Raw genomic sequence first — 12,713 nt, forward strand, 5'->3', positions numbered from 1 at the left:
ACCAATGTCCTAACCATAATGCTTAGTGCTATAGAATTCATATTGCCAGGGATAACTTAAGAAGAAATCGCACAATAAGTGCTAAATTCTTCAATCAAAGCCGTTCGGAGTTGTCCTTTTTGATTGGCTTGCCAAATTTCACCACTATTGACATCCAAACAAGTCAGCCAACCCTTTCCATAAACCCAAGTATCAATACAAATTGCATACCCCAAACTAATCGGTTGACCACTTTTTTGACTGGTATGACCACAAATCATGGTTTTACCTGAATAATGGGGTTGAGCATGATAAAATCTTGTCCAGAATAAATCGTGACTCGATTGTTGAGATAAAGGTTTATGAGGGTTCACATTGCCATGTACAAAAAAATGGTCTTTTGTTTCCCACCAATCTTGACAAATATTGGCGACAAAATTCCAATGTTCATCGGGAATATTATCTAATTGACCTTTTTTTTTTGAGGAAGAAGTGTAGGAAGCCAGGGTTTCCCGCCCCCCACAAGCCAGCCAACCTTCTAAACGATGGCGATCACAATAGGCATCCAGCATCATGATCTCATGGTTTCCCCGCAGCGCCACCAGTTGTCCGGTGTGATTTAATCCGATTAAACGATCAATCACCCCTTTAGAATCTGGCCCTCGATCTACATAGTCACCCAGGGTAATCATGCGATCATCCGGTTGGAGTTTAACTGCCTGCATCAGCGTATCAAACGCTTTAGAACAGCCGTGTATATCACCAATAGCTAGAATTCGCATAAAAAATTAATTCTGATGATGGGGTTAATTGTATCCAAATTCTGACAATTGTGATGTATTCCAGTTATCTGAATCGGAAAATTTAACAATTTGAGAGGGGATCAAGCCCGATAATATCGCTTACTATACTTCTGGTAATAATCATCAATCCAAGCCATTTGTAATTGTCCGGTTTGATTGGCTTGCCAAATTCTACCACTCACTACATCCAAACAGGTTAACCAGCCCCGCCCATAGACCCAAGTATCAATACAAATAGCATGACCAATACTAATCGGTTGACCGCTTTTTTGGCTAGTATGACCACAAACCATCGTTTTTCCAGAACAATGAGGAGGAGGATTTGTAAACTTTTGCCAAAACAGCATTCGTTCCGGTTGTTGGTTGAGGGGTAAATTCGGATAGACATTCGCATGAACAAAAAAGTGGGATGTTGTTTCCCACCAATTCACACAAATATTCTCTAAAAAATTCCAATGTTCATCGGGGATACTGGCGAGTCCTTTGGTTGTAGCCGTTTGAGAATAAGAGGCTAACGTGCTTTCTCCTCCTGCGGTTAACCAGTGATAAAGTTCGTAGCGATCGCCCTCACGCGCCCGCAACATCATCAGTTCATGGTTTCCTCGTAACGCCACCAGTTGTCCCCGACGATGCAATTCAATTAACCGATTAATAATTGCCTTTGAGTTTGGCCCTCGATCAATGTAGTCCCCAAGCGTTACGATCTGATCGCACTGTTGAGGGTTCACAGTCGCCAGAAGCGTATCAAACGCACTCAAACAACCGTGAATATCTCCAATCACTAGCGTTCGTTTCGGCTTGTGGATTCTACTCATGCACAACAACAGGTGTTCCAACCTCAGCCCACTCAAACAGCCACTTCGCATGATTAACGGCTACGTTCGTGCAGCCATGACTGACAGGAGTCCCAAACAGATTATGCCAGTACGCTCCATGTATAGCCATACCGCCATCATAGTACATTGTATAGGGAACGTCAGGCACATCATAATCGGGGCCTGTCATCCGGGTTTCCCGGTACTTAGTATAAACTTTAAACGTACCTGTACGAGTGGGCGTTGAACGTTTTCCGGTAGACACAATCACCGCATAAACAGGTTTATTCCCTTCCCAAGCCACCAACCGTTGTCGGGTTAAATCAATCTGAATCCAGCGTTCTGTAGAGTCTTGTAATTCTAGCATCCGATAGGCGATCGCATTGTGATACTCATCAGCAAAAACTGGCGTTGACTCCGGATAAATCACGCTTACACTTAAAGCAACACTCGCGATTAGGGTTCCTAAGTGATGCCATTTTTTCCAATTCATAATCTTTTGCATAATCTCCTCCACATTTGCTAATCATCTGATTTAAGCTTAAAATATTTTAGTCGATCTTGATTGAATTCAACCTAAATTTTTGCTAACTGTTGGGTGAGGATTTCAGCTTGCTTGGCGATCGCCTGCCAGTTTTGTTCCGATAATAAAGCGGGTGGAAATAATTCACTTGAAAGTCCGACTGCAATTGCCCCTGCTGAAATAAACGCTTCAGCATTCTTGAGCGTAACTCCTCCGGTTGGAATCAACGGAATTTCTCCGAGTGGCCCCTGTAAGCTTTTCACATAAGCCACTCCGCCGAGTGTTGAGATGGGAAATACTTTTACACAACTTGCCCCCGCTTGCCACGCCGTAACGATTTCCGTCGGAGAAAATGCACCCGGAATCATGGGAATATCTAGCTTTCTCGCCGCTTCGATTAACCCCGGATTGGTATGAGGCGTAAAGAGAAACTCAGCACCCGAATCAACCGCTTGATGCACGTCTTCTCTTGTTAATAATGTACCTGCTCCAATCGTACAATTTGGTAATTCTGAACACAGTTTAGAGATTAATTCAGTCGGGCGATCGCTATTCCAAGTAATTTCTATGAGGCGAATTCCACCATTATAAATAGCAGTTGCCATTTGTTTTCCTAGTTCAAGATTTGGAGAACGAATAACAGCGATCGCACGATATTGGGCTAATAACTCTCGCCAGGTTTCAGGCTTCATTTTATCCAGATTAATAGGTCAAACATTTTATTATATAACACCAAGCAAGAAAGCCGACATTCTGAACAGAGTTCAAGATTGCCGACTTTCCAGATTTTTAACAGATTGTAACTGACTTAAATCGAAAGAATATTAACTCTCTTTCTGAAAATTATAATCATAAGCTTCACTTTTGCGTGAACTCAGATCCTTTCAATATATCCCTCAAACAATCTATGTTTAGAAGATTTTATCGCCGCGTATTCACCAGATTAGCTTTCAATAAAATCGCATTATCTAACTTGGCGCCACCCAAATCCGAAGCACTTAGATTCGCACCTGTGAGATCAGCATCCGTTAAATTCGCACCTCTTAAATTAATCCCCGCCACATCAATTCCGTAGAGACTTCCTTCTTGTAAAGAAATCTGACCTAATTTTCCAATCGACTGACGCGCCTCTTGGAGATTAGCACCTGTTAAATCAGCACTTTCAAGATTGGCACCCACCAAATTCGCGCCACTGAGATCAGCATTTGTTAGGTTAGCAATCACCATTCCCGCCAAACTTAAATTCGCATCACTCAAATTCGCATCACTCAAATTCGCCCCATGTAGTTTAGCGACAATTAGACTCGAACCGCTCAAATTCGCTTGAGTTAGATTCGCTCGAATTAAATTCGCTTCGTTGAGATTAGCACCTGTTAAGTTTGCACCCTGAAGATTTGCGCCTTCAAGATTAGCCCCACTTAAATTTATACCCGTCAGTTTAGCATTGCTGAGATCGCAGCCTTGACAGTTGTTTGTTTCCTGCAACTGCTTCAGGTGTGCGGGATTCTCAGCGATCGCGGGACTAGCTAGACCTACTTTCATCAATAATGCTACGGTGGCTATCATTACCAGTTTCATTCGCACACCCTCGGTAAACTCGATAGTCTTTACTATTCCTTATTTTAGGGGAACGAGAAATGAGTAGCATCTCGCTTTAGTGTGATTGTAATCGGACTATAGGGTGATAGAGATCACTGTTCACTGTTCCGGTGTTCCCTGTTCCCGGAAAATCTGCTAAACTTCTGGGACAACTGCGATCGCGATAACATCATAGCGAATCGATGCTATTTCAACCTGAGCCGCTACAACAACCGATGCCTTCGAGAGACTTTTCTTGGCCTTGGTGGCCAGCCGCACCGCTTTATCCCTACGGACAGCGACGTACATTGCGGCGAGAAGTGATCAAAGATACCCTCTGGACTTTTGATCAACTTCAGGGGATTCTCTACGTGGTTGTACCAATTCGCATGAGCGTTGTCAAGCTGGAAAAAGGAGGCTTGCTGGTTTACGCGCCTGTCGCCCCAACACCGGAATGTATTCGTCTGGTGCGAGAATTAGTGGCTGAACATGGCGATGTCAAGTATATTATTTTGCCAACAATTTCCGGCATCGAACACAAAGTTTTTGTAGGCCCGTTTGCTCGTTACTTTCGACAAGCCCAAGTTTTTGTTGCTCCCAGTCAATGGAGTTTTCCGTTAAACTTACCTTTGAGCTGGCTAGGTTTACCTGCAAATCGCACTCATATTTTACCCGAAGATAGCAGTCAAGCGCCTTTTAGTGACCAGTTCGACTATGCCACACTGGGGCCAATTTATTTAGGGCCAGGACAATTTGCGGAGGTTGTCTTTTTTGATCGGCGATCGCGTACATTATTGGTAACAGATACCGTTGTTTCTGTTCCCCAAACCCCACCTGAAATTCTACAACTTGATCCTTACCCGTTACTGTTTCACGCCCGAGATCATGCTTTAGATAAAATGATCGATAGTGAAGCGAACCGTTATAAAGGATGGCAACGCATCTGTTTATTTTCGTTTTACTTCAGTCCCAGTGCTTTAGAAACCGTTCCATTGTCGCAAACGCTAACAGAGGCAAAAAAAGCCCCTGAACGTTCCTCAAAAGCGTATTTTGGTTTATTTCCATTTCGATGGAAGTCCGACTGGAAACAATCTTTTCAAGCCTTACATCAACAGGGGCGGTTATTAGTGGCTCCGATTTTACAAACCCTAATTCTAAACCGCGCTCCTGTAGAAACTTTAATCTGGGCTGACTGGGTGGCAAATTGGCAATTTGAACGAATAATTGCTTGTCATTTTGACTCACCCATTTCTGCCAACCCCGATCAATTTCGACAAGCTTTTACCTTTTTAGAAAAGCGTTCCTATTTACCAGAAGAAGACTTTGAACTTCTCAGACAAATTAACGAAAATCTCAGCAGAACAAAGATTATTCCTCCTGCGGTTTAACTGGTTTATAAAACCAAAAGAGGTTCATTTCTAAGAAGCGGCCATAAAAGTCTTGACAAATAAACAGAATTACACCACAAAAACCTGAGTTCCTGTCTCAAATTCCAGGCTATCACCCATTTGATGACCATCGTGAAACGCCGCAATAATCACATCGCAGGTTTTACCAAAACCAATCGCACCTGTCGCATCAATGGCGATCGCTCCAAAATCTCGTTTTCGTTGCGTAGCTTCTAAAAAGGAACGATTTAACGCTTCTTTTAACGATAAGCCATCTGTCACCCGAATCACTAAACGAGCCGCAAAACACTCATCAATAATATCTTCGCCGATTCCCGTACAACTCACGGCCGCATCTGATGTGGCATAATTTCCCGCAGGCATAGGAGAATCACTCACCCGACCAATTCTTTCAAAGCCCTTACCCCCCGTTGAAGTCCCGGCGGCGAGTCTACCTGCTGCATCTAACGCTACAACTCCAATCGTACCTGTACGAGCAGGTTCAGCGACAACATTCGCCATTTCTCGGGTAAAGTTGTGTTTGCGTTCCTCGATCCATTCGTTGAGTCGGCGATCAATTAAGGGATTATAGATCGGCATTTGCAATTCTCGCGCCAGTTCAGCCGCTCCCTGATCCGATAAAATGCGATCCATAGAGCCTTGTAACGCTTGAGCGAGATCAATAGGATTTTTCACCCGAGAAACGTTGATCACGCCACTAAAACTTTGAGTTGTACCATTCATCAAGCCCGCACTCATGCGAATTTGACCATCAGACTGAAGAACCGAACCTGTCCCAGCATTAAAGAGGGGTTCATCTTCGAGTAACCGACACCCCTCAATAACCACATCTGTCGCGCTGATCCCTTGAGCGAAGAGAGGATAAACTTTTTCTAAAACGCTATAAAGGGCTTTTCGGACTTGATCGATCCCCCCTTTACTGTGAATGGAACTTCCAGCTCCCCCGTGAATAATTAATTTAGGCTGCACCATACTGATTTGCGAAAATAGATTTTCTAGTTAGTAGTTGAAATATTGTTGCACGTCCAGTTCACCAATTCCAAGCGAATTGGTCAGGAAATGGGAGATGGGGTGACTGTTCACTGTCAAGACTGTTCACTGTTTCTCCGTCGCCGACAACGTTCTGAACAATATTTCACCTCATCCCAACAGTCAGCCCATTTTTTGCGCCAGGTAAAGGGACGACCACAAACAGGGCATAATTTAGTGGGCAAGTCAGATTTAGAACGCTGGCGTGCCATGTTAAGTTATTTGAGTTGCTTGTTTTCAACAACTAGCATATCATTGTCCAGGTTAGAGAAGGTGTTAGACGAAGCGTTAGCCCAAGTTCGGATTATTTTAGTTGAGCCTGCTGGAGCCTTAAATGTAGGTTCTGTGGCTCGGATTCTGAAAAATATGGGATTACAACAATTAGTGTTAGTCAATCCCCAATGCGATCCCCGAGGCTCAGAAGCCCAAAAAATGGCCGTTCATGCAGTTGATATCTTAGAAACTGCTATCCTCGTTGAGACCCTGCCAGAAGCCCTCTCTGGATGTCAACGGGCGATCGCAACCACAGCACGTCAACGTTCCCTAGAAACCCCTTTAGAACATCCTCGCCATGCTTTAGGGTGGTTACTCGAAACGCCCTCTGCTTTAATTTTTGGCCCGGAAGATCGAGGACTGAGCAACGAAGAACTGAACTATGCTCAACGGTTTGTTCGCATTCCCTCAAGTTCTGCTTATCCGGCGTTAAATTTAGCTCAAGCTGTGGCCGTTTGTTGTTATGAACTGTCTCAACTGGCCAGCAGGAGCCAGACTGTTCCTCCTGGAATTTCCTCAGAAGTTTCTCCCTCCTCAGAGGCTTCCCTCGAGCGTTTAGAAGGATTTTACGAGCATTTTGAAACCCTCTTACTCAACATTGGTTATCTTTATCCCCATACTGCGGCGAGTCGCATGGAAAAATTTCGGCGTTTATTTAATCGCGCTCATTTATCTCAAACAGAAGTCGATATGCTGCGGGGAATTCTTTCTCAAATGGAATGGGCATTAAACTCGGCGGAACAATCCGGTGCAGTTGATGATACCCTGATAGCGTGCAATCATCCTGTTGCAGATACTCTGTGCAATTCCCCGAACAGTTCAGTGGTCGAACAGCCAGCAACCCGTCGGGAGAGCGAATCCCCATCGTCGGAGACTTCGATCTAGCGTTGAGGGTTAAAGATCACCGATTCTCCTCTCAACAAGATTTTCCTGTTTATGTCCTCGTCCAAGCGGACTGATTCTTTGTTTGGTTGATCACAGTTTACTAGGTGTTTGGTGTGGCCCAGCGATCTCCCCGTCATTTATCGCTTGTTTCTTCTTCTCGATCTGGCTCTCGATCTCGGGAGTCCCCCTCTCGTAATGGGTCTGCTGCTACTTCTCGGCGTCGGCGTCGCGATCGTCGTTCTGCTTCATCTCAACCGTCTGGCTTTTTTAAGGGCTGGATAGCTCCTTTTCTGCGATTCAAAAATTCTAACGCCTCAAGTTCACCGTCGCGTTTTGACACTTCGCGAAGGGCGGAGTCACTAGAACCGCTAGTCTCTCAACTACGACAGCGACAGCAAACTCGACAACAAGAAGATCGTCGCAAAACTCCCCCTCCAAGGCGCAACCGAACTCGTCAACCCTCTAGTTCTCCTTTACCGCTTTTGATCGCAGATAGCCGCAAAAAGCTTAACGTACCCTCTCCGGCTTCCAGTCGTCAAAGCCGCAGCCTCGCGCCAACTGATCCCCCGGCTGCTTCTGTGTCTACTGCTTCTTCTCGCCCCCGTGTGATCAGAAAGCAGAAACGTCGATTTTCGCCGATGATTTATGGGGCGCGTTTGCTGATTTTGGGGATTGGAATTGGGGTAATTTCAGGTACAGTGTTATCGGTCTTAAGTTCTCTCGGACGTTTGGGATCTTCTGCGGCGACTTCGAGTGCCAATTTAGGTCTTGAAAGTCAACAGTCGCCAACTCCAACCCCAGTCGGTGTAGAAACGCTTCCGTTATCGGTTCAACTCAACCAAGAAATTAAAAACCTCAAACAACAAATCTTAGCTTTAACTCCAGAAAATTCTAATTTAAAACCGGGTGTATTGTTGCTTGATTTGGATACGGGAGGTTATGTTGATATAAATAGTGAATCGGCTTTTATGGCAGCAAGCACCATTAAAGTCCCGATTTTAGTGGCATTTTTTCAAGCGGTTGATGAAGGAAAAATTCGCCTAGATGAAACCTTAACCATGCAGGATCAACATATTGCTGGCGGTTCAGGTGATATGCAATACAAACCCGCAGGAACGGAATTCACCGCCTTAGAAACGGCGACTAAAATGATTGTAGTTAGTGATAATACGGCAACAAATATGTTGATTGAACGTTTGGGGGGTGCAGAATTTATCAATCAAAAGTTTCTCGATTGGGGCATGAAAAATACGGTGATTCGAGATGTACTTCCCGATTTGAGAGGAACGAATAAAACTACACCGAGAGATTTGGTTAATTTATTAACTCAATTGAATCAAGGTGGATTGGTTTCGATGAAATCTCGCGATCGCATTTTTAGAATTATGGAGAAAACAGAAAATGATTCTCTCCTCCCGAGTGGTTTAGGTAAAGGTGCGGTTATTGCTCATAAAACGGGGAATTTAAAATTGGTTACAGGTGATGTCGGTTTAATTGATTTACCGAATGGAAAGCGGTATTTATTAGCCGTTATTGTCGAACGAAATGAGGAAGACTCGGCGGCTGAATCTCTAATTAGAAACATTTCTAAAACGGTTTATGAAGATTTTAGCCGTTCACCTGAACCCGAAACGGAAGCCGAATCAACAGAAGATTCTGAAGTTCAAGACCCTGAAAATTCAGAAGATACAGAGGAGGAAAATTAAGAATTAGAAGGAAATATGTCAAGGTGCAAAGGGGGTTGAGAACTTCTGAAGTTCAGGCATGATCGCGCTTGATCTGAGTGCCATGTTATCAGTTGATACTTTCCACAGCACACCATTTCAGACTACAAGAGTCCTGCAACTACACTGCTGAAGTCTTCGTAAGGTTTTACCCCGATTAATGTCTCTGTCAACTCACCGTCTTTGAAGAATAAGATAGCCGGAATACTTTTAATCGAAAACCGTTTAGCAACGGGCTTGTTAGAATCTAGATCGAGCTTGAATACCTTGATCTGATCCCCATACTCCTCTGCGAGTTGATCCATTAAAGGCGCTACAAGTTTGCAGGGACCACACCAGCTCGCTGTGAAGTCTACAACCAATAATGACTCATTTGCAAGCAGTAAATCTAATTCAGTTTCATCTTGAATAAACGTAACCGTACCCATTGGTGTGTCTCCAAAATTGTTAATGATTGAGATGGATATGTGCATCAGCAGCCAGCCTATCTCAATCAGTTCTGAATACTCTTGAGCCACTGTATCGCAAAATGGACTCATAAATTCAGGGGCAACTTAAAAGTTAACCAAAATTACCAAAAATCAATGGGATCTCTAGCTTTCTGTCCAAACGGTTTGTGAACCTTGTCCCCAAAACCCATCGTATTTTTTAACTTTAATATCGCCCAACACCTTCACCTGACAGGCTAAACGGCGAGTCGTTTGGGGAGAATGAGGCGGAATAGAAAGTCTCGCCTTTTCTCGCCACTGGAGTTCAGAAACTTCACCAAAAATTTCCACCGCACAGGTTCCACAAGTTCCAATTCCCCGACAGTTAATCACAGAGGCTTGACCATTGTAAAGATCAATATCATTTTTCAGTAAAACCTGACGTAAATTTTCACCGCGATCGCAAGTGATGGTTTTCCCTTGCACCTGAATACATACCATAAAAGTGTTCTCCTCTTGTAAGACTACTCATCTTTTTAAGATTCTTGTTAGAAATTTTAACAACTTTTGGCGGATCTCCCTTTGTTAAAAAGTTGCTAAAAAGACTAGACAAAACCGGGGGGTAAAATTAGATAATGGTCATATTGGGCATTCTAAAAATAGCTCAAAAAGAATATACCACTCAAACATGACTCACCCCACCTGCTGGATTTACGATACCACGCTGCGAGACGGCGCCCAACGAGAAGGTATTTCCCTGTCGATCGAAGATAAACTGCGAATTGCACACCGTCTAGATGCTTTAGGAATACCGTTTATTGAAGGCGGTTGGCCTGGTGCGAACCCCAAAGATGTGCAGTTTTTTTGGCGACTCCAAGAAGAACCCCTCACCCAAGCTGAAGTGGTCGCCTTTTGTTCAACCCGCCGACCCGGAACCACTGCCGCCACAGAACCCGCGTTTAAACCGATTTTATCGGCCCGAACCCGTTGGGTGACAATTTTTGGCAAATCCTGGGATTTACAGGTTACAGAGGGTTTAAAGACCAGTTTAGAGGAAAATCTCGCCATGATAGGAGACTCGATAGAGTTTCTGATCGCTCAAGGACGGCGAATGATTTATGATGCAGAACATTGGTTTGATGGCTACAAACAAAATCCTGACTACGCCCTGAAAACCCTAGAAGCTGCCGCCCGTGCGGGTGCTGAATGGTTAGTTCTGTGTGATACCAATGGCGGCACTCTTCCCCATGAAGTTAGCGAAATTACCCGCCAAGTCGTGGAGGCGGTGGCGAGTTGGAATTTAGACCCGATTCCGCAAATTGGCATTCATACTCATAATGACTCAGGAACGGCGGTGGCGAACGCCTTAGCGGCGGTGAGGTCAGGGGCGCGGATGGTTCAGGGGACGATCAATGGTTATGGGGAACGCTGCGGAAATGCGAATCTTTGTACGGTTATTCCTAATTTACAACTCAAATTGGGTTATTCCTGTATTGGGGAAGACAAAATTATAAAATTAACTGAAACCAGTCGGTTAGTGAGTGAATTAGTTAATCTTGCTCCCGATGAACACGCGCCATTTGTTGGGTTGTCGGCGTTTGCTCACAAAGGGGGAATACACGTTTCAGCCGTTCAACGAAATCCCCTGACTTATGAACATATTGAACCGGAAACAGTGGGAAATAAACGGCGAATTGTCATTTCTGAACAGTCGGGTTTAAGTAATGTTTTAATCAAGGCGCAGAGTTTTGGCATTGAACTTGATCGTGATCATCCCACTTGTCGGCAAATTTTACAACGGTTGAAAGAGTTAGAACATCAAGGTTATCAGTTTGAAGCGGCGGAAGCGAGTTTTGAATTATTAATGCGAGAAGCATTATTGACTCGACAATCGTTGTTTGAAATTAAAGGATTTCAAGTTCATTGTGACAAACGAACCTCAGACATGAGCAATTCTTTAGCCACTGTAAAAGTCACAGTAAATGGAGAGGAAATCCTGGCTTCTGCTGAAGGAAACGGCCCTGTTTCCGCCTTAGATTCGGCATTAAGAAAGGCATTATTGAGTTTTTATCCGGCGATTGCTCAATTTCAACTCACAGATTATAAAGTGAGAATTTTGGATGGGAGAGAAGGAACTTCTGCTAAAACTCGGGTATTAATTGAGTCGAGTAATGGTCAGAAACGTTGGACAACCGTTGGCGTTTCCACAAACATTTTAGATGCGTCTTATCAAGCGGTTGTAGAAGGGTTAGAATATGGTTTATTATTAACTCAAACGCAACAAAATCCCGTTTCACTGAAGTTGAGTTAAATTGAATTTAACGTGAATTCGACAAATAGAAACAACCCCTCTCCTACCTCTCCCCATCCCTCTCCACCTCTCCCTAACCCTCTCCTACAAGGAGAGGGAAAAGGTGTCCCTGGCGGGACTATTTATTAATCGAGAGGGGGAGACTATAGAGGGGTGGAGAGGGTAGCCCGAGGTAGGAGAGGGTTAGGGAGAGGTCATCGAACTCATGTTAATTTAGGTTAAATTCCCGTTCAATTAATCTTTTATCGGACTCCAATCTCCAATAGGAATAAACGCCGCCCAATAATAAGGATGTTGATATTGAGATGAATTTAACATCTCTAACTGCACTTGACGCAACGCATCCGAACGTCCTTCATTTTGCAGCAACCGTTGATAATATTTTATCATTAAATCCTTCGTTCCATCATCATTTACTTTCCACAAACTCATTAATTGACTTTCCGCCCCCGCCAACGTAAACGCCCGTCTCAACCCATAAACCCCTTCTCCATTTTCGATGCTTCCTAACCCAGTTTCACAAGCCGATAACACCACTAATTTTGTGCCTCTAAGCCTTAAATTTGCCACTTCCAACGCCGTTAATACCCCATCATCCGAACCACTTTCACGAGGATTAAAACCCGCCAACGCCAACCCGGAACGAATTAACGGATTTTCTTGAATAGGGGTATTTTGTTGAGTGTTTTCTGAGATAAACCCCAAAGTATTATCCGGTTCAACTCTAGGAAGATTGGGCAGAAAAAAACCATGCGTTGCAATGTGTATAATTTTCGGTGCGTCTAACTGTTTAACCGCATTTTCTGTGGCTTGAGATTGAGTCAATAACGTCACATCAGACAATAAAGGTGCAATGATATTTGCTTCTTCAGCCGTTCCCGGTAACGCCTCAAAACTCATGTCAACTTTCGCCCCCCTAGCCCCCCAAACTTGGGGGGACAGAGGGGGGCTATCCC

The 12,713-nt window shown here is 44.1% G+C and carries 13 protein-coding genes; 4 read left to right on the forward strand and 9 right to left on the reverse strand.

From position 1 onward, the window contains the following. Positions 1 to 56: 56 nt before the first annotated feature. The 5 genes from WN50_RS15645 to WN50_RS15665 form a co-directional block, all read right to left on the reverse strand. Positions 57 to 761, reverse strand: a complete 705-nt coding sequence (locus WN50_RS15645; protein WP_046277229.1) for a metallophosphoesterase family protein — start codon at positions 759 to 761, stop codon at positions 57 to 59. Positions 762 to 862: 101 nt separating this feature from the next. Continuing rightward, complete coding sequence (locus WN50_RS15650) at positions 863 to 1,597, reverse strand: metallophosphoesterase family protein (RefSeq protein ID WP_046277230.1); 735 nt, start codon at positions 1,595 to 1,597, stop codon at positions 863 to 865. Then, positions 1,590 to 2,102, reverse strand: a complete 513-nt coding sequence (locus WN50_RS15655; protein WP_046277231.1) for a L,D-transpeptidase — start codon at positions 2,100 to 2,102, stop codon at positions 1,590 to 1,592. The genes WN50_RS15650 and WN50_RS15655 overlap by 8 nt, the downstream gene beginning before the upstream one ends. Positions 2,103 to 2,173: 71 nt before the next feature. Continuing rightward, entirely contained in the window at positions 2,174 to 2,812 is a 639-nt protein-coding gene (locus WN50_RS15660) for a bifunctional 4-hydroxy-2-oxoglutarate aldolase/2-dehydro-3-deoxy-phosphogluconate aldolase (protein ID WP_046277232.1), read from the reverse strand. 229 nt (positions 2,813 to 3,041) lie between these two features. After that, positions 3,042 to 3,698 (reverse strand): pentapeptide repeat-containing protein, encoded by a 657-nt coding sequence (locus tag WN50_RS15665; protein WP_046277233.1) that lies wholly within the window; start codon positions 3,696 to 3,698, stop codon positions 3,042 to 3,044. Between the two features lie 203 nt (positions 3,699 to 3,901). On the opposite strand from WN50_RS15665, the gene WN50_RS15670 reads away from it, so the two are divergent. Then, positions 3,902 to 5,086 carry a DUF4336 domain-containing protein gene (locus tag WN50_RS15670; protein ID WP_046277234.1) on the forward strand — a complete coding sequence of 395 codons (1,185 nt, stop codon included), beginning with the start codon at positions 3,902 to 3,904 and terminating at the stop codon, positions 5,084 to 5,086. A gap of 69 nt (positions 5,087 to 5,155) precedes the next feature. On the opposite strand, the gene WN50_RS15675 is transcribed toward WN50_RS15670, so the two are convergent. Next, positions 5,156 to 6,079: an isoaspartyl peptidase/L-asparaginase gene (locus tag WN50_RS15675; protein WP_046277235.1), complete on the reverse strand. Its 924-nt coding sequence runs from the start codon at positions 6,077 to 6,079 to the stop codon at positions 5,156 to 5,158. A 267-nt stretch (positions 6,080 to 6,346) separates the two neighbouring features. Here WN50_RS15675 and WN50_RS15680 point away from each other — a divergent pair, with 267 nt between their 5' ends. Beyond that, positions 6,347 to 7,294, forward strand: a complete 948-nt coding sequence (locus WN50_RS15680; protein ID WP_082172459.1) for an RNA methyltransferase — start codon at positions 6,347 to 6,349, stop codon at positions 7,292 to 7,294. A 113-nt stretch (positions 7,295 to 7,407) separates the two neighbouring features. Further along, entirely contained in the window at positions 7,408 to 9,000 is a 1,593-nt protein-coding gene (locus tag WN50_RS15685; RefSeq protein ID WP_046277244.1) for a serine hydrolase, read from the forward strand. A 122-nt stretch (positions 9,001 to 9,122) separates the two neighbouring features. On the opposite strand, the gene trxA is transcribed toward WN50_RS15685, so the two are convergent. Together trxA and WN50_RS15695 are read right to left on the reverse strand one after the other, a co-directional pair. Then, positions 9,123 to 9,536, reverse strand: a complete 414-nt coding sequence (gene trxA, locus WN50_RS15690) for a thioredoxin (RefSeq protein WP_235440982.1) — start codon at positions 9,534 to 9,536, stop codon at positions 9,123 to 9,125. A 75-nt stretch (positions 9,537 to 9,611) separates the two neighbouring features. After that, a complete protein-coding gene (locus tag WN50_RS15695; RefSeq protein ID WP_046277236.1) occupies positions 9,612 to 9,947 on the reverse strand; it encodes a 2Fe-2S iron-sulfur cluster-binding protein in 336 nt (111 codons plus the stop codon). 187 nt (positions 9,948 to 10,134) lie between these two features. On the opposite strand from WN50_RS15695, the gene cimA reads away from it, so the two are divergent. Next, on the forward strand, positions 10,135 to 11,757 hold the full coding sequence (cimA, locus tag WN50_RS15700; protein WP_046277237.1) for a citramalate synthase: 1,623 nt from the start codon (positions 10,135 to 10,137) through the stop codon (positions 11,755 to 11,757). A gap of 234 nt (positions 11,758 to 11,991) precedes the next feature. Here cimA and WN50_RS15705 read toward each other — a convergent pair. Then, positions 11,992 to 12,713 (reverse strand): CHAT domain-containing protein (locus WN50_RS15705; RefSeq protein WP_152964828.1); only part of this gene is annotated, 722 nt, incomplete at its 5' end.

The sequence above is a fragment of the Limnoraphis robusta CS-951 genome, assembly GCF_000972705.2.